Here is a 17,522-nt window from a genome sequence, read left to right as displayed (position 1 = left end):
GCCCGACCGGGCGCTCGCTGTCAGCCGCCGATGCAGCTGTCGGCGGTTTCCTGGGTGCATTCATCAAGGCCGGTAAAGATGATCGGCTCCACCGTTTTGCCCTCGATCAGGTCGATCATCACCGATGGTGCGCGATAGCCCATTTCGAACGGACGCTGCCCCACCTGCACATGGCTGCGCCCGGCTTTCAGCGCCTCCATCTGCGGCGGCAGGGTGTCGCCCGCCACGATGACCATCGACTTGTCGGTCAGTTTCGCCATCACCTGATCGGTCACCTGCGCATAAGCCTGCGGCGCGAACTGGGCCCAGCCGCCGATCAGCATAAAGGCCGTCAGATCAGGATTGGCGGTGAAGGTATCGGCCATCTGCTGGTTCGCGAGATCCGCCTGATCGTTGGTGAACACTGGGCAACCCGCGATTTCGGTCCAGCCGCCCTGTCCTTCCAGCCGCTCGATGCCCTTTTCACCGGCCAGCGTGTCGCGCGTGCCCGCTGCGCGGGCGTTGATGTTGGCCGCGGCGACATTGCCCAGCTGAAGGCAGACCGTGCCGCCTTCGGGCTTCAACCCTTTCAGATGTTCGGCGAATTTTACGCCCATCAGATAGTTGTCGGTCCCAAGGTAAGTCGCCCGCAGATCGGCATCCTCGGCTGACAGATCCGCATCGACCGTCATCACCGGAATCGAGGGGGCTTTTTCGCGCAGCATCTTGGCCATCAAGGGGGCGTTCGACGGTGAAATGGCAATGGCAGCCACGTCCGAGCGGTTCAGCAGGTCTTCGACGATCTGCACTTCGCCCACCTCATCGGCGGACGAGGCAGGGCCGGTGTAGAAGCAGGTATAGCCTTTTCCGGCGTTTTCCGCGTTCCACTTTTGGCAGCCCAGATTGATCTGTTCAAAGAAGGGATTGTCCAGCCCTTTGACGACGATGGCCAGAACCTTGTCTTCGGCCCAAGCGCCCCCCGCCAGCATGGCCAATGAGACGCTGGCCATCAGAATATTCGCACCTTTCATCTTCCATCCTCCACTGTTGCTTTTGTTGTTCTTTGCAGGCCAAGGCCCGATCAGCCGGGATACCAGATCCGGCGCGGATCATCGGCCGCCCGGATGTGGGACCACGCAGATTCCACAAGTTTTTCAAGGTTGTATTGCGGCCGCCAACCCAGTTCTGCCTTGGCCCGCGTGTTGGAAAGCCAAGTGCTGTGATAGGGGCCTTGCACCGGCACATGGCCCAAGCCGCGCGTGCGGTGCAGATAGGCGGCCAGTGCGCCATAGTCGACGGGTTCATCCATCGCGATGTTATAAAGCCGCTGTCGGGCAGCGGGATGGTCCAGCGCGATCAGGATCGCGGCGACCAGATCCTGCACATGCACGAAGTTGCGTTTGACGGGGTTTCCTTCGGGGTCGAGCAGCAGGGGAATGGCCCCCTTGGCCATCGCCTTGTCAGCCACAACATCGCCCACCATCGCCCGCCAGTCCGGCCCGCCGAAAAGGTCCGGTCCAAAGGACAGGCTGGCCCGGAAGTCGTCCTTTTCCATGATCCAAGGGGCGCGCAGGCAGCACCAGTCCAGCCCGTATTGGATGCCATATTGCTGGACCATCACCTCTTCCAGCACCTTCGACAGCGCATAGCAGCCCGGATAGGCCTTGTGCGGCGTCTCTTCGGTCACCGGCCCCGGATGCCGATGAAAGAAATGCCCCACCGCCGCATCGCCGCCGATCAGCAGGAAACGCTGCGCCGTCGGGCTGGTGCGAAAGGCTTCCAGCAGCCGGAACAGGCCTTTCACCGTCACATCCATCACTTCGTCGGGTGTTTCTTTGCACGTCGCCAGATGGACGACATGCGTCACACCTTGGGCCAGTGCCGCTTGTGCCGTTGCGGCATCGGCCAACGAGCCCCGCACAAGGGTCAGGTCGTCGGCCTTGGGCAAAAGCCGATTGTGGCATAACGCCACGATGGGGGTGCCCGGCCGTGATTGCCTGACGCCCGCGATGAACGCCTGCCCGACCTTGCCCGCCGCCCCTGTCACCAGAATCTTCATCGCCACCTCTCCACGGACACCTCATAGACAAGGGTTTGGCGGGTCGTCAATTGTTTTGTATGATAAATGATACGAGACATATAAATATGCCCATTGACGGGACGGCGGGCTTTGGCCTAACCACCGAACTGGGGGCGAACAACAGGGGAGTGGGCTGGATGTCCGTGCTGCGATTGACCGGTGTTTCAAAGAATTTCGGGGCGATTCAGGCCTTGAAAAACGTGTCGCTGACCATCGAGCCGGGGCAGGTCATTGGCCTGATGGGTGACAATGGCGCGGGGAAATCGACCTTGGTCAAAATCATCGCGGGCAACTTTCGCCCCAGCCACGGTCAGATGCAGATCGGCGATCATGAGGTGAGCTTTCACGGGCCCCTGGATGCGCGGAAAAATGGGATTGAGATTGTTTATCAAGATCTTGCCCTGTGCGACAACCTGACGGCGGCGGTCAATGTCTTTCTGGGGCGCGAATTGACGCGGCAGATCGGGCCGCTGCGGATCGTTGATTATGCGGCCATGAACAGGCAAGCGGCGGCCTTGTTCAAAGAGCTGAAATCCGAAACCCGCCCGCGCGATCTGGTGCGTTCGATGTCGGGCGGTCAACGTCAGGCGGTGGCCATCGCGCGAACACGGCTGTCGAATGCGCGGCTGGTGCTGATGGATGAACCGACCGCCGCCATTTCGGTGCGGCAGGTGGCGGAAGTCTTGAACCTGATCCGCATGTTGCAAGATCAGGGTGTGGCGGTGGTGCTGATCAGCCACCGGATGCCAGACGTCTTTTCGGTGGCCGACCGGGTGGTGGTGCTGCGGCGGGGCAGTGTGGTGGCCGACAAGCCCATTTCCCAGACTTCACCCGAAGAAGTGACAGGTCTGATCACCGGAGCGATTGAACATGCTTGACGCCAACCAAACCTCCAGCACCGCCGATCTGGATGCGGTGATGACGCGGCAGACGCAGACCGGTCTGGCGACCTTTATTGGGCAGCAGGCCTTTTGGGTCTTTCTGGCAGCGGCACTGGCGGCGCTGACGCTGGGCCTTGTGACCGACAGTTTTGCGACGCCGCAGAACCTGTTCAATGTGACACGCAACTTTGCCTTTGTGGCGATTGTGGCCTTGGGCATGACGGTGGTGATCATTTCGGGGGGGATCGACCTGTCAGTTGGGTCGGTGCTTTGCCTTTCCGCAATGATTCTGGCGATTCAGATGAATGCGGGGCAATCGTTTTGGGTGGCGTCAGCGATGGCCTTGGCGGCAGCGCTGCTGGTGGGGCTGATCAACGGCATTCTGATCGCGGTGGTGGGCATGCCATCGTTTGTGGTGACACTGGGGATGCTGTCGGTGGCACGGTCGCTGGCGATGGTTTTGTCGGACAACAAGATGATCTTTCAGTTCGGGCCGGATGAAACCCTGCTGTTCTGGGTCGGCGGGGGGTCGACGTTCGGGCTTCCCCATCCGGTGGTGGCGCTGACCCTGCTGGCGCTGCTGACCGGCTTTTTGCTGAACTGGACGCGCTGGGGGGTGCATGTGTTTGCCATTGGGGCCAATGAACGGGCGGCGACAATGACCGGAATCCGGGTTCCCTTGACCAAGATCAGCGTCTTTATGTTTTCGTCGCTGATGGCGGGGGTTGCGGGCGTCTTGATGGCGGGTTGGTTGGGGGGGGTTACGACCAATCTGGGGCAGTCGCTGGAATTGACGGTGATTGCCGCCGCTGTGATCGGCGGGGCCAATCTGATGGGTGGGGCGGGGACGGTGTTTGGGGCGGTGGTCGGTGCCGCGCTGATTGAAATCATTCGCAACAGCCTCATCCTTCTGGGTGTAAGCACCTTCTGGCAAGGGGCTTTCGTCGGCACTTTCATCGTTCTGGCGGTTGCCTTTGACCGCATCCGTGCCTATCGCAATAGTTAGGGGCAAGTGGGTGTTTGAATGGCAGGTAAACCGGACAGCGGAACGCAGGGATCCGCTGGGCAAAGGGCGCCAAGGGCTGCGGGCCAGGCGCAAGGACGGGCCGCAGGCAGTCAGCGGCTGATTGCGGGGGCCATGGTTCACGCGCAGATCGCGGATGATATCGGTCGGCGGATCGTGCAGGGCGAGTTTCCGGAAGGTTCGATCCTGCCGAACGAGGCGCAGTGGGGCGAGAATTTTGGCGTAAGCCGCACCGCTGTGCGTGAAGCGATCAAGATGCTGATGGCGAAAGGGCTTTTGTCCTCGCGCCCAAAGATCGGCAGCCGGGTAGAACAACGCGAGAATTGGAACCTATTCGACCGGGATGTGCTGGGTTGGTATGCGGAAAGCCCGCATCGGGCCGATTATCTGCGTTCGGTGCAAGAGTTCCGGCATATCATCGAGCCGGAAGCGGCAGCCCTGGCGGCGGCGCGGCGGAACGACGATCAGATGCGGGAAATTAGTCAGGCCTGCGCCGATATGGGAACGGCGGCAAGTCTTGCCCTGCGGTCCAAGGCCGATATGCGGTTTCATGTGGCAATCCTGCGGGCGGCGGGGAACGACCTGCTGCTGCCTTTGGGGGTGCTGATCAGCTCGGCGCTGGAAAACCTTTTCGTGCATGTGACCCGTGAGGCCAATGACCTGCGCCATGCGCAGGATATGCATGAAGACATCGAAAAGCAGATCCGGCTGCAAAAGCCGGAAGCGGCGCGCAAGGCTGTGAAGCGGTTGTTAGGGAACACGGATTTGTTCGTGCAGAAGGGAAAGCCGTCTGGGTGATGGGGCGGGCGGAGGCCGGCGAGCCGGGAATGGCAGAACCCTTTGGGACGCGATCGAAAGTCGGCCGACCGGATCGAAGGAACACCGTGCGCTGAAACGGCGAATATGTCGGCGCGACGATGAACTGCGCAGGATGGACCGGAGGGTGGCCTGTGCAATGAATGTGCGGCCCTATCGAGTGCGTTCAGCCGATCATTGAACGCCTCGCCACGCAGCATGCCGGACCGCCCACCGCTCGACAATCTGAATCCGGAACAAGTTCAGGTGCATTCCGTGACCTGAACCGGAAGATTTGGGATCGGCGGTGGCCGGTCCCACCCACCGGTCGCGCGGTCCCATATGGCACGACCAATCTGTTCTTAGTGAAGGTCATATCGGGCGCGAAGATCGGTATCCGCTAACCGCACATGCGCCGAAATCAATCCGCCGACCGTCGCATTTTCAAGAACTGCTGTGTCAGGCACCAACAGATACGACCATGACTTCTCGCCGGGTAGCGCCGCTTGCGCCTGCGTCGCAATGAAGGCCCACAATGCAGCCGTCTCGGCCTTTCGCAACACCCCGGCGTCCGTCAACTCGCTGCTGCGCTTTGTTTCGATGATCAGCTTCTCTTTGTCCGTCTCGACCACGAAATCCGGCTGGTAGGGGACACCGTCAGAATCGAAAATCTTGAACTGGTTCGGACCTGGTTTCATCCACAAGCGCACGTCAGGGTCGCGCTCCAGAAGGACGGCCATCTTCCGCTCGGTATCCGAGTCGAACTTGGCCATCTTGTAGCAGCCCTTCGTGAACCCCGTGAAAATGAAGCGCTTGATTTGGTTCAATTGCTCTGGTGGATTGCGAAAGTCGCGCATCACGCCCGTTCCGCTGCCGTCGAAGGTCTGCGGTCGCAGTTGGTCAAAGGCCGTGTTCAAGGTCACACGATAGCGCGTCTGCCCCCGCCACATGTTCTGTTTCATCTGCACGAAAATGGCCTCGGACATCGCCCGCGCATGGCCTTGCAACACCGTGCGCAGCTTTTCTTCTTCAGCGTATTTCCGCCGGAAATGCGCCACCACCTGCCCCGCCAGATCGTAAAGGATCGCCGCGTGCGCGTCATAATCTACCTCGGCAAAGTCCATCAGTTTGGCGACGATGTAATCCTCAAGCCGCTCTGGCAGTTCGCCCCCCGCTTCACCGGAAATGATCGCCCGCTGTTCCGTCCGCAGGACCTGGATCAGCAACTCTCGCGACAGCGGCTGATAGTTCCAGCTTTTCAAGTCCAGTTGGAAGGCCCGGAACCCGAACGAGACCTGATCCTTCGGCGTGATCGTCAAGGTCGGGATGGCGATCGTCCGCTCGATCAGCTGTTTGCAGACCGCTTCCACCACAGTTGCGGCCCGTTCCGGCGTCACAAAGACAAACTGCCCCTCATCGACCTTCTGGGTTGCCAAAGCCGTTTCGGTGATCAGCTGAATCACCTTCGGATCCTGGAGATCCCGCATCGACGACACCTGTTTGCTCACATTGGGCAGCACAACGTTGAGCACCGTCCTTGCCAGCGCAAACTCTTCGGGCCGCTGACACCCGAACGATGACGCGGCTTCTGCAAGGCCGGGGGTCGATGCCTGCGGTGGCGGATCATAGGGGCCCGGCGGGCCACCCGCCGCCGCAGCGGCCGCCGCCTGCGCCTCGGCCTCTTGCAGCATCTGATCGACGACACAGGGGGCCGTCACCAACACTGGCTTTGATGCCGGCACATCCCCCCCCTCGCCGATCGTGACCGTCTTCAGCCTTCGCGTGACCCCATTGTCCTCTTTCGCCCGCTCGATCAGGTCGTTGAACCGCTCATGCGCGATCACCGTCAACTGATCGACCACCGCCACGCCCGTCCGCTTGCCATAGGGCAACCGCAGCCCCCGCCCCAAAGTCTGCTCGGTCAGGATTTCCGAGGCCGACGCCCGCAGCGGCACAATTGTGAACAGGTTCGAGACATCCCACCCTTCCTTCAGCTTGTTCACATGGATCACGATATCCGTGTCGCCGCCCTTTTCGATGTTCAACAGCCGCTGCGCGTTTTCGTCCGTTTCCTCGCCGGACAGTTTCGAATGAATCTCGATCACCCGTCCCCGATACCGCCCTTCAAAGAACTGGTCCGATTCGATGAAGTCCCGCACCTGCCGCGCATGGGCCGTGTCCTTTGTCACCACCAGCACGAAGGGCCGCACCACCCGCACCCCATGCTGCCGCGCATGGCTTTCCAGCGCCACTTTCACATGCTCGTGGTAATTGATCCCATCTTCCAGCTTGATCCGCTCCAGCGCGGCCTCGTCCACCGATTTCGGGTCAAAGTTCGCCCGCGTGCCGACCGCCGGTTCCTTGACATAGCCGTCTTCCATCGCGTCCGGCAGGTCATAGCGATAGACCACGTTCTTGAACGCCTGCGGTCTGGCCCCCACCGACATCGGCGTCGCTGTCACCTCCAGCCCCAGGATCGGCTTTAGTTCCGCAATCGCCCGCGCCCCGGCCGACCCGCGATAGCGGTGCGCCTCGTCCATCAGCAGCACCAGATCATCCAGCCCCGACAGATAGGCGAAATAGCTTTCCCCGATATATTCCTGCAACCGCTTGATCCGGGGCGCATTGCCGCCCCGCACTTCGGAGTTGATCTTGGAGATGTTGAAGATGTTGATGATCGCGCCTTCACGCCCAAAGAAATCCGTCCCCCGAACCCCGCGCCCTTCTTCATAGTTTTCCGCGTTCACGATCAGCGGCGCGTCATGCGCAAAGGCCTCGATCCCCCGGAACACATATTTCGCGCTGGTTGGCTGGAAATCCGCCAGCAGCTTTTCATAGATCGTCAGGTTCGGCGCCAGAACAAAGAAGTTCCGGCTTTTCCCGATCATATAAAGATAGCTGATAAAGGCCCCCATCAGCCGCGTCTTGCCCACCCCCGTCGCCAACGCAAAACAGATCGACGGAAAGTCCCGCTCAAAATCCTCAAACGCTGCATCAGGCAGTTGGCCATAGGCCGCGCGCACGGCGTCACGCGCCACCGCCACATCGGTTTCCTTGCTGGGCGCGATCAGATCGACAATATCGTCCAGCCGCCGCAGCGCCTCGGCCTGTGGTTTGCGCAGAGACAGGCGCTGGATGATCTGCGTGACGGCGCGTTTCGGGTCGATCTCTTTCATTCTCACGCCTCCTGATCATCGGCGAAAAGGTCGCGTGTCCCGTCCCCGCGCTTGCCGACCGCCTTGACCGTCAGGGGCTCCTCCTCCTCGTCCTCGGCCATCATCGGCAGGGATTCGATTTTCAGCGAATAGTCATCCTTGCCCCATTCGCAGGCCGTCAGCACCGCCTGCGGGATTTTCTGCACCGTCAGGTTCGCCAGCCTGTCCGCCCCAGCCTCATAGGCCGTGCAGCAGATCAGCAGGCTGCGGTTTTCGCCCACCTCGTCGGAAATCGCGCGCAGCTGGTCAAAGGTCAGGCTGTTTGTCGTCACATAGATGAACGCGCCTTCGGAGGATTGGCCGTGCATCCAGTAATGTTCGGTCGAGGGGGCATAGGCATAGTTGAAATGCTTGCACATCGCCTCGGCCAGCATTTCGGGGTTATAGCCCTTGCTGATCACCCAGTTGCCCCATTGGTCCTTTTCCAGCAGTGAGGGCGCGAGCCGGAAGAAACGATAGCCGCCGCCGCCCTTCCAGCTGGCGGCCTCGGTCACGCCGCCCTTGTCTTGGCCGTCGATGACTTTCTTCATCCGGGGCACGATATGGGTTTTGGCATGATCGCCCAATTCCACCATGATCCAGCGACGACCCATTTTGTGGGCTACAGCGCCTGTTGTGCCGGAGCCTGCGAAGGAGTCGAGCACGAGATCGCCGGGGTTGGTGGCGACTCTCACAATTCTTGACAGCAAGCGCTCCGGTTTTGGAGTGGCGAATGCTGCCTCCTTGCCGAGTAATGCGTATGCGTCTTTCTTTGCTTCATCGTTATGTCCAACTTCATCGTGGGGCCACCACGATGAAGGTATAAGACCCTCAACTTCTGAGAGGTATCTGATGACACGGGGAACACCTTTTCCGTCTGAACCAAACCATATTCTTCCTTCATCAAGAAGACGTTTATACTCTGGTTCCAATGCAGCCCAGTGTCGCCCTTCTGGTGGTCGATGCTCTCTGCCATCAGGGCCAAATATCGGATACATCATATTCGAACGAAATCCAGCGCCCGTGAAAGAAATAGACTGCCACGGACCTAACGGGTCATTGTTTGGATTCTTATACGGAGATCGAGTTTTATCGTCCAACTCAATCTTGTTTCTTGAGGCTCGGAACTTGTCGAAAGACATCGCATATACTAGGATGTGGTCGTGAGCGCTGCCTATCGCGGCATTGTTGTCTCTAGCATATCTCTTCTGCCAAACAATATTCGAAACGAAATTGCGCCTTCCGAATACTTCATCACACAGAACTTTGAGATAGTGGCCCTCATTGTCGTCAATCGTAATCCACAGCGACCCATCATCCGTCAGCAGATTCCGCAATATCTCCAGCCGATCCCGCATCATCCCCAGCCAAAGGGAATGCTCCAACCCGTCATCATAATGTTCAAACGCCGACCCCGTATTATACGGCGGATCAATGAACACGCATTTAACCTTGCCCCGCACGTTCGGGTCGGTCTCCAGTGCCTTCAGCGCCAGCAGGTTGTCGCCGTGGATCAGGACGTTGTCGAAAATATCCCCCTCGCGCCGCGCCTCGGCGTGATGCGAATACTCCGGGTCTTCGATCAGGATGCGCGGTTCCAGCCGGGGGCGGATGTCCTTGCCGATCCAGGTCAGCTCCAGCTTGGTCTTTGCGGCCATCAGATCAGGCTCCTTCTCAGGTCAGCATCCATCGTATCGTGAACAGGTCTTCGACCTGTGGTGTCAAGTTCAGTTGTTCGGCCACGGCGTCCAGCATGGCTTCACGCTCGGCATCAATTTCGCGCAGGCGGGTGTAAAGCTGGTGTTGCAGGTCATCGACCTGCCGTTTCAGGGCCTTGCCCTCACGCTGCAATTCGACCTTGGCTTGCAGGTTCGCCGTGGCGCGGGCCAGCTTGTTCCGGTCATTCGCCTCTTTGGTCAGCGCCTTGATCTGCTGGTCATAGGCGACGCGGGCATCATTGCGCCAGGCGTCCAGACGTTCATCCTCGGCGTTCAGGAATTCGCCCAGCCGCGCCTGCGCCTGCCCGACCAAGGCCCCCTGCCGGTCGGCGACAATCGCCGCCAGATCGGCTTCGGGCAGGGCGGCCCCCACCGCGCCCGCCGCGCGCGCCGGGACCTGCAACATCCGCGCCGCCGTGCTGGCATCGAGCGGCAAACCGTCATCGGTCAGGGCGGCACAGATCATCTCATCCCATGTCCGCGCCGGGGTGGCCAGCGTCAGACGTGCCACCCGCATCCAGCCCGCCCGGCCACGCAGGGGGGCGACATCGCCCAGATTGCCGTCATAGGCGTCATAGTCGAAGGTCAGCGCTGCGGGCGGCAGACGGCGGCCCTTGGCGCGGGTGACAAGCTGATCCGCCAGCCCCCCGTCGGCCAGCCGAAAGAAGTTCCAGCCGCGGGCATCGGCCTCGGGCCATTCGGTGGACCATGTGACGCCCTGATGATCAAAGCGCTGGGCATGATCGGGATGAAACCGCGCCTCGGGCAGTTCGGCACGCGCAAGGCCCAGCAGCGCGCGCTTGAACTCTCCTAAGGCCGCATTGACCGTCTCTTTGCGGTCCAGAAGCCGTTCGATGACCTTATCGTCCATCTGGGCCAGCAGCTTGTTGCGGGCATCCTTTTTGGCCTCGTCAATCTCGACACTGAATTCTTGTTGAAGCTGGTCGAAAGCCGCGTTGATTTCGGTGTCGCTGCGGCTGGATTGCACGATTTCCAGAATGCGGCGTTCGATATCGACACCGGATTCAATGGCGCCCAGGACTTCGTCCGAAGACCCGAAGACCCCCTCGAACAGCTTGAATTTCTGTTCCAGCAACTGGTGAATGCGTTCCTCGGCCTGGTTCTTGCGGTTCAGAAAGTTGATGACGGTGACATCGATCTTTTGGCCATAGCGGTGGCAGCGGCCGATCCTTTGTTCAACACGCTGGGGGTTCCAGGGCAAGTCATAGTTGATCAAGAGCGAGCAGAACTGAAGGTTGATGCCTTCGGCCCCGGATTCGGTGGCGATCAGGATGCTGCGGTCATGGCGGAACGCATCGACAATGGCGGCCTTCATATCGGCGGTTTTGGAGCCCGAGACGGCCTCGGTCCCCCGGTGTTTCGCGACCCAGGCCTTGTAAAGTGCTGCGCTGTCCTTGTCAGAATTCGCGCCATTCAGGATGACGGTCTGCCCGGCAAAGCCGTTACTTTCCAACAGGTCGCGCAGATAGGCCTGGGTTCGGACCGATTCCGTGAAGATCACCGCCTTGCGCTGCCCGCCCTTGCTGGCGATCTCGGCCATGACGCCGGGCAGGCAATCCAGCAGGGCCTTGCCCTTGGCATTGGCGGTGATCGACCGGGCGAGATCGCGGAAATGCGTCAGTTCTTTGATCTCGGCCTTTAGTTTCTTGGGGTCGATCTTGTCGATAGCATCGTCGGAATGATCTTCGACGGCATCCGCCTCGGCCGCTGATCCCGCCTCGCGCCATTCCTCGGCCTCTTCGGCGAACCCGTCGATGTCATCCAGGGTTGCATCATCAACGATCCGCTTGGCCTCAAGCCGGTGCAGCATCTTGTCCAGCGTCTGGGCGATGGCGAACGACGACGAGCCAAGAATCTTGCGCAGCATGAGGGTAACAAGGTGCCGCCCGTTCTGACCCAAGGCGATGGTATCGGGATTTTGCAGATAGGTGGAAACCGAGTCGTAAAGATCGACCTCCAGCCGGTGCGGGGTGAAGTCGAAGGTTTTGGGCAGGCGGTTGGTGTAGTTGATCAGGCCCGCTTTTTGAACCTGCCGCCGCAGCGTCCGCTTGCAAATCGGTTCCAGCCGCCGCGCCAACAAGAGGCGTGAGGCGGCTTCCTCGCGCCCACCAAACTCGGCCTTGAAGGCCTGTTCGGACCCGAAATAGGTCTCGTCGATGATGGTGACGAGGCCGTAGAGTTCCATGAGGTTGTTCTGAAGAGGTGTGGCTGTCAAAAGCAGCTTCTGGCGGTCGGCAAGGGCACGGCGCAGCACGGCAGACCGCTGGCTCTCGGTCGCCTTGTAGACGTTGCGCAGTTTGTGGGCTTCGTCGAAGACAACGAGATCCCAAGGCACGGTTCGCAGCGTGTCGGCGATGCGGGCGGCATATTCATAGGACAGGATGACAATGCCTTCGCGACGCCCGATTGGGCTGGGCTGACCGGCGGCAACGAGATCCTTGAGTGTCTTGGCGTCGAGGATGGTCGATGGCAGGGAAAATTTCTCGCGAAGCTCTGTCGCCCATTGTTTGCGCAGCGAAGCGGGAACAATGAGGAGGAGGTTGCGCCGTTGCTCCCACCACCTTTGGCTTAAAACGAGGGCAGCCTCGATGGTCTTGCCTAGCCCCACTTCGTCGGCCAACAGAACGCCTTTCGAAAGCGGCGAGCGCAGGGCGAACATGGCGGCGTCAACCTGATGCGGGTTGAGATCGACACGCGCCGAGGAGAGCGACTGTGTCAGGGCCTCGTCTTCACCAATCCCCTCGCGTGTCAGGAAATGTGCAAAATACTTTGACTGATATACTGAGTAAGATGATGTGCCCATGGATCGTTTCTAGCAGGGGTGGAAACGAGGTCCAGTTGAAGTTTCCTAAAGACCGCCGGTAGCTTTGGGGAAACCCGCCTCGGCGGCGATCTCCTGCTGGCTCTTGCGACAGGGAGGTCGTGGACGGTGAGGAACAGGACGGCCGGGCTGGTCGCGAAGGAATGGGACATCATCGACCTTTCGGGTGTTGCTGACGATTGACGATAGCGCGCTGCGATACTGAGGTCGGATGGGGTTTTGCCTAAATCGTCGTGACCATCGGCGAAGGAGCAAACGGCATGATGCAGACTAAAGCGATCCTTCGCTACCTGTGTAGGTGACACCCGCGACCCGGCCATCGGGGCTGGATTGGCAGGCCCATGCCGCATCGGCCCCGGCGACGGTTGCCATCACACCGACACCGGCCTCGGACTCGGCGACGTCAAACACGGCCACATCCGAAGTCGGTCGACCGGTCTGTTTGGCAATCGCTGCGCGACAGGCATGTGCGGCAACCGACGACAGGTTCCCGCCGGTCATCACGGGCATGACAATGCGCTGGCCGAGACGATCAACGGGCTCTTCAAGGCCGAGGTCATCCACCGTCGTGGTCCGTGGCGCAGCTTCGAGGCCGTCGAATACGCAACGCTGGAATGGGTCGACTGGTTCAACAACCGCCGCCCGCTCGAGCCGATCGGGAACATTCCGCCCGCCGAGGCAGAAGCAAACTTCTGTGCTGCTCTGGAAACTGAAGCCATGGCCGCGTAACTAACCCACATCAGCCTCCGGCAAACCCGGGGCGGTTCACATCCTCGTCCGTCTCTCCTATCTTAGTATATATGTAATGCTACTTACTTAAGAACATATACTATTGCAGAGACGGACGAGGATGAGCACCGTTCCCGGTCGTAAGAGAGGCTCATCCCGGTATGAAGAACCCTCTTCCGGCTGAAGACCGAAGGTCATGGTTCTGGTCAAGACCTTTCCGGGCGTATGCGGATTGCGCCGACCCACGAAAGAGCGTCTTAGAGCGCGCCTGGCCTGCGGCCGCACCACACCGACACCAGAAATCACACGGATGTCTGTCAGCGGTCACCCTATCGAGTCTGCGAGGGCGCGGTGCGTCTGAGTGTCGGGTGTCGCGCGACCGTCATCTGGTCAGACGCGAAACGAAGGGGTGGAGGCTTGGGTCGGCCAAGTTGCCTTTGCCGCGAGAGAGGTTTGGTTGCCGTCCTCCGGGAAGTGAAGTCGGTGCTTTGCAACGTGGTCGATGCCCGGATCGACATGCGTCCCTATCCAGTTCGACCGGCGCCGTTGGCCCGCTAACTTGCGATCCGCGTGGCGATCCGCGACTTGCGCACCTCCGTCCTGAACCAGCGCACGAAGGCTGCGATCGCTGTTTCGTTTGCGCGTGTCGTCTTGTAATAGAGGCTGTAGGTTCGGCCTGCAGGAATAGTCGCCGGGTGAAGCTTGACCAATGTGCCGTCCCGAAGCGAGCGTTCGGCATGAAAGTCCGGGATGAGCGCGGCACCAAGACCCGCTCTCGCCAGTTCGATGGCCAGAATGTAGTGCGAGCAAACAACCCAGTCGCCGATCCGGCGCGCAGCAAAACCTGCACCCGTCTCCCTGTCAAAGCTAAGCCAGTCGTCGCCGATCTTGCACGGCTCGGTCTCGGTGGTAATCAGCTGCAAGCCATTTTTTGCGATGTTATGAGAGGCAGACGGGCAAATCACTGGCACCAGTTGCTCGTCGAACAGATCAACTGAATTGTAGCCCGCCCTGAGTGGCAGAGCGCTTATGACTGCGTCGGCGACGCCGTCCAGCGGATCGGGGTCGTTTGCATACAGACGCAGATCCAGATCGATCTCGGGATTGGCGCTTCGGAACTGTGGCAAACGGGGCGAAAGCCAGTGAGGACCGAAACACGAACAGACAGCGACACGCAGGGTCGATCGCGGACTGCCGATCGCTTCAAGCAGCCCGGCGTCCAGTGCGCGAAAAGACTGTGCCGTGGAATGCGCCAGTTCCTTTCCCTTTGCCGTCAGCAGAACGCCGCGGCCCGACTTGATATAGAGGCGTTCCCCGAGGAAGTCTGACAGATCCTTCAACTGGTGGCTGACGGCACTTACCGTCACGCCAAGTTCCTCTGCCGCACTGGACAGCGACCCCGTCCGCGCCAGCGCATCCAGGTATTGAAGACTTCTGAGAAGCGCGGGGCACGCTGAATGACGTTGGAATTGCGGGGGTGAATCTCTTGCATTTTGTCGCGCCAGATGTCCGTGGCTACCCGCCGGAACGGGGTCTGCTTGGTTGATAACTATCGGGTTCGTTCAGGCGGATAGCCCGGGAACACACCAGTTCCACCTTCCACTAGGCCGATCAAACGGCTCAGCGTCAAGCAGCAATCAATCAACACCACTGGGCGGTGATTGGTCTAGAATAGCCGATTGTGAAGGCGGTGTTCGGGATCGCCCAAGCCGCCGCATGGGCAAGGCCGGGGCTGGATCAGGGCAGTCGCGAGATCACCACCATTGGTTGATCTTCACTCAACAATGCCGGGAACATCTCAATTGACCGAGATGCCTATCCCGCCGATGAACTCAAGGGATGCCACGTCGCCACAGGACCACGTCCCATCTGCCTGTTGTGTTTCGGGGACAGTGGCTTGGCGTGCCTGGTGGGTGGGACAACAGTTTGGATTTGGGGTGAAAAATGGCCAAGATCAAAGGTACGAGCAACAAGGATTTCATCCACCGTTCTGGCGACGGGCTGATCGCGCCCCCGGCATCGAACAAGATCGTTGGCGTCACGACTGGCAATGACCTCATTCAGGCGGGCGCGGGCAACGATATCGTTTATGCCGATCAGGGAAATGATACGATCCGCGGTGGCGACGGGTCAGACCGGATGTTCGGCGGCGGCGGAAATGACGAATATTACGTGAATACCGCTGGTGATCGGGTGACGGAAGTGTCCGGTGCTGGGATAGATCTTGTGACTTCATCAGTCGATTTTGTGCTTGGCGACAATATCGAGTATCTCCGCCTCGTCGGAACGACGGCAATTTCTGGATCCGGGAACCGGCTCGACAATATGGTCTTCGGCAACGGAATCGGCAATCAGCTCGATGGGGCGGCTGGCGACGACCGGGTTGAAGGCTACGCCGGGAACGACACGATCCAAGGCGGCGGCGGCGATGACGCAGTCATGGGTGGCGGTGGTGACGATACGGTGCTGGGGGGCGACGGGGACGATACGCTGGGCGGTGTTCTTGGGGTCAACCGCCTTGTCGGCGGCGATGGCGCAGATACCTACCTTGTCGGTTCGACAAATGATCTTGTTGTCGAGGACGAGAATGAAGGCCGGGATATCGTCATTACCGATGTGGACTTCACCCTTGGCGACAATGTCGAGGAACTGGACCTTACCGGAACCGCTGACCTGACCGGCACGGGAAATGGTCTGGCAAATCGCTTGATCGGAAATTCGGGCAACAACACGCTTTACGGAAAAGCCGGAAGCGACACGCTGGCGGGCGGTGCCGGGGACGATACGCTTGACGGAGAGGCGGGCGACGACAGCCTTGCCGGGGGTGATGGCAACGATTCGTATGTCGTTTCGGACGCTGGCGATACAGTCGCCGAACTGGCGGGCAATGGCACCGATACCGTGTTGACCTCGCTGGCGGTCTATACGCTGGGTGAAAATCTTGAAAATCTGACCTTCACCGGAACCGGCAAGTTCAAGGGCATCGGCAATGAACGGGCGAATCGCATCGCCGGGGGCAGCGGTGCTGATACGCTGAACGGGCAAGGTGGGGCCGATAAGCTGGTCGGTGGTGGCGGCGATGTTCTCTACATCGTCAATGATGCCAAGGCATCGATCATTGAGGTCGCTATGGCGGGTGAAGATGAAGTTCGCACAACCCTGCTGCGCTTCACGCTGGACGACAATGTCGAAAACCTGACTTTCGTCGGGAGCGGCGAGTTTACCGGATACGGCAATGAGCTGACCAACCAGATTGTCGGCGGCGACAGTGGTGACCAGCTGTTCGGCAAAGCGGGAAGTGACCAGCTGTTCGGCGGTGCCGGGCATGACAGGTTGGATGGCGGCACGGGCGCCGATTTCATGTCCGGCGATGCGGGGGATGACTTCTACATCGTCGACAGCGCCAATGACGTGATTCAGGAAGTCGCGCACGAAGGCACGGCGGATACTGTGCAAGCCAAGATCAACAGCTACACCTTGGGTAGCCAGATCGAACGGCTGGTCTTTGCCGGGACGGGCGACTTTACCGGGACTGGCAACCGCCTGAACAATTTCATCGGCGGCGGCAGCGGTAACGATACGCTGTCCGGGGACGATGGGAACGACACGATCTATGGTAACCGGGGCAACGATTCACTCGTAGGAGGTGACGGCGCTGACTCGCTTGAGGGCGGGTCTGATGGCGGTAACGACACACTGGCTGGAAGCGCAGGTAATGACGTTCTTTTTGGCCACGCGGGCGATGACCGCCTGATCGGTGGTGGGGGCGATGATACGTTGCAGGGTGGGGACGGTGCCGATGTCTTCGTGTTCGATTCCCTGAACGGCACAGACAGAATTGCCGAGACTTTTGGCGCGGCCGACAAGCTCGCCTTCGACATGTCGGCTTTTGACATCGGCAATGGCAATACCACCGTCGATAATGCGGTTGCTGTGGATGTGGTCCCCGCATCGGGCCTTTGGGACAGCAGCAACGAAGTCGTTCAGTTCATGAAGGCGACTTCGTTTGACCTGGCAAGCGTAGCGCAGATGGTTTCGCAATATGCCGGCACCACGACGGCTGGGACGGCGCAGTTGCTCTGTGTGCGCAATAGCAGCAACGCGGTCGCAGTCTTCAGGTTTGTGGGCAACGGCACTGAGACGGTCCACGCGTCGGATCTGGACCTTGTCTTTACGACGGGAGCCAGCAGCGTCGTGAACTTGGGGGTCAGTGATTTCATCTTCGAAGCCTGATGCCGCCCGGCGGTGGCCTTACAAGCTAACCGCAGCCATCCCGATCC

General features: G+C 60.0%; 11 protein-coding genes and 1 pseudogene. 5 read left to right on the top strand and 7 right to left on the bottom strand.

All coding sequences use genetic code 11. The features are described 5' to 3' along the window. Positions 1-20: 20 nt before the first annotated feature. Positions 21-1,010 carry a substrate-binding domain-containing protein gene (locus IE095_RS08155; protein WP_189411132.1) on the bottom strand — a complete coding sequence of 330 codons (990 nt, stop codon included), beginning with the start codon at positions 1,008-1,010 and terminating at the stop codon, positions 21-23. Positions 1,011-1,060: 50 nt separating this feature from the next. Next, a complete protein-coding gene (locus IE095_RS08150; protein WP_189411131.1) occupies positions 1,061-2,038 on the bottom strand; it encodes an NAD-dependent epimerase/dehydratase family protein in 978 nt (325 codons plus the stop codon). A gap of 86 nt (positions 2,039-2,124) precedes the next feature. Here IE095_RS08150 and IE095_RS08145 point away from each other — a divergent pair, with 86 nt between their 5' ends. The 3 genes from IE095_RS08145 to IE095_RS08135 are packed head-to-tail and all read left to right on the top strand — an operon-like array spanning position 2,125 to position 4,762. Next, on the top strand, positions 2,125-2,937 hold the full coding sequence (locus IE095_RS08145; protein WP_229804639.1) for an ATP-binding cassette domain-containing protein: 813 nt from the start codon (positions 2,125-2,127) through the stop codon (positions 2,935-2,937). After that, positions 2,930-3,946, top strand: coding sequence for an ABC transporter permease (locus tag IE095_RS08140; RefSeq protein ID WP_189411130.1), 1,017 nt, complete (start codon positions 2,930-2,932; stop codon positions 3,944-3,946). The genes IE095_RS08145 and IE095_RS08140 overlap by 8 nt, the downstream gene beginning before the upstream one ends. 18 nt (positions 3,947-3,964) lie before the next feature. Beyond that, entirely contained in the window at positions 3,965-4,762 is a 798-nt protein-coding gene (locus IE095_RS08135; RefSeq protein ID WP_189411129.1) for a FadR/GntR family transcriptional regulator, read from the top strand. A 359-nt stretch (positions 4,763-5,121) separates the two neighbouring features. Here IE095_RS08135 and IE095_RS08130 read toward each other — a convergent pair whose 3' ends face one another. The 4 genes from IE095_RS08130 to IE095_RS08115 all read right to left on the bottom strand — a co-directional run bounded on the left by IE095_RS08130 (position 5,122) and on the right by IE095_RS08115 (position 12,930). Continuing rightward, positions 5,122-7,935, bottom strand: coding sequence for a DEAD/DEAH box helicase family protein (locus IE095_RS08130; protein WP_189411128.1), 2,814 nt, complete (start codon positions 7,933-7,935; stop codon positions 5,122-5,124). Between the two features lie 2 nt (positions 7,936-7,937). Next, a complete protein-coding gene (locus IE095_RS08125) occupies positions 7,938-9,611 on the bottom strand; it encodes a site-specific DNA-methyltransferase (RefSeq protein ID WP_189411127.1) in 1,674 nt (557 codons plus the stop codon). A gap of 16 nt (positions 9,612-9,627) precedes the next feature. Continuing rightward, positions 9,628-12,495 (bottom strand): SNF2-related protein, encoded by a 2,868-nt coding sequence (locus IE095_RS18590; protein WP_189411126.1) that lies wholly within the window; start codon positions 12,493-12,495, stop codon positions 9,628-9,630. Between the two features lie 288 nt (positions 12,496-12,783). Continuing rightward, positions 12,784-12,930, bottom strand: coding sequence for a hypothetical protein (locus IE095_RS08115; protein ID WP_229804633.1), 147 nt, complete (start codon positions 12,928-12,930; stop codon positions 12,784-12,786). Between the two features lie 90 nt (positions 12,931-13,020). Between IE095_RS08115 and IE095_RS08110 the strand changes: the two are divergent. After that, a pseudogene (locus tag IE095_RS08110) lies at positions 13,021-13,242 on the top strand (integrase core domain-containing protein); the annotation flags it as partial. A gap of 554 nt (positions 13,243-13,796) precedes the next feature. Here the strand turns inward: IE095_RS08110 and IE095_RS08105 are convergent. Next, positions 13,797-14,747 (bottom strand): LysR family transcriptional regulator, encoded by a 951-nt coding sequence (locus IE095_RS08105; protein ID WP_268247715.1) that lies wholly within the window; start codon positions 14,745-14,747, stop codon positions 13,797-13,799. Positions 14,748-15,186: 439 nt separating this feature from the next. On the opposite strand from IE095_RS08105, the gene IE095_RS08100 reads away from it, so the two are divergent. Beyond that, positions 15,187-17,475, top strand: coding sequence for a calcium-binding protein (locus IE095_RS08100; protein WP_189411123.1), 2,289 nt, complete (start codon positions 15,187-15,189; stop codon positions 17,473-17,475). Positions 17,476-17,522 lie beyond the last annotated feature (47 nt).

Source organism: Neogemmobacter tilapiae, from assembly GCF_014652215.1.
Taxonomy (GTDB): Bacteria; Pseudomonadota; Alphaproteobacteria; order Rhodobacterales; family Rhodobacteraceae; genus Neogemmobacter; species Neogemmobacter tilapiae.
The sequence above is the reverse complement of the archived record's forward strand: the minus strand, read 5'-3'. Positions and strand labels throughout refer to the sequence as shown.

Excerpts from the sequence above, each read along its gene's own strand:
- IE095_RS08100 (WP_189411123.1), top strand. The coding sequence starts at position 15,187 with ATGGCCAAGATCAAAGGTACGAGCAACAAGGATTTCATCCACCGTTCT.
- IE095_RS08155 (WP_189411132.1), bottom strand. The coding sequence starts at position 1,010 with ATGAAAGGTGCGAATATTCTGATGGCCAGCGTCTCATTGGCCATGCTG.
- IE095_RS08150 (WP_189411131.1), bottom strand. The coding sequence starts at position 2,038 with ATGAAGATTCTGGTGACAGGGGCGGCGGGCAAGGTCGGGCAGGCGTTC.
- IE095_RS08130 (WP_189411128.1), bottom strand. The coding sequence starts at position 7,935 with ATGAAAGAGATCGACCCGAAACGCGCCGTCACGCAGATCATCCAGCGC.
- IE095_RS08145 (WP_229804639.1), top strand. The coding sequence starts at position 2,125 with ATGCCCATTGACGGGACGGCGGGCTTTGGCCTAACCACCGAACTGGGG.
- IE095_RS18590 (WP_189411126.1), bottom strand. The coding sequence starts at position 12,495 with ATGGGCACATCATCTTACTCAGTATATCAGTCAAAGTATTTTGCACAT.
- IE095_RS08140 (WP_189411130.1), top strand. The coding sequence starts at position 2,930 with ATGCTTGACGCCAACCAAACCTCCAGCACCGCCGATCTGGATGCGGTG.
- IE095_RS08135 (WP_189411129.1), top strand. The coding sequence starts at position 3,965 with ATGGCAGGTAAACCGGACAGCGGAACGCAGGGATCCGCTGGGCAAAGG.
- IE095_RS08125 (WP_189411127.1), bottom strand. The coding sequence starts at position 9,611 with ATGGCCGCAAAGACCAAGCTGGAGCTGACCTGGATCGGCAAGGACATC.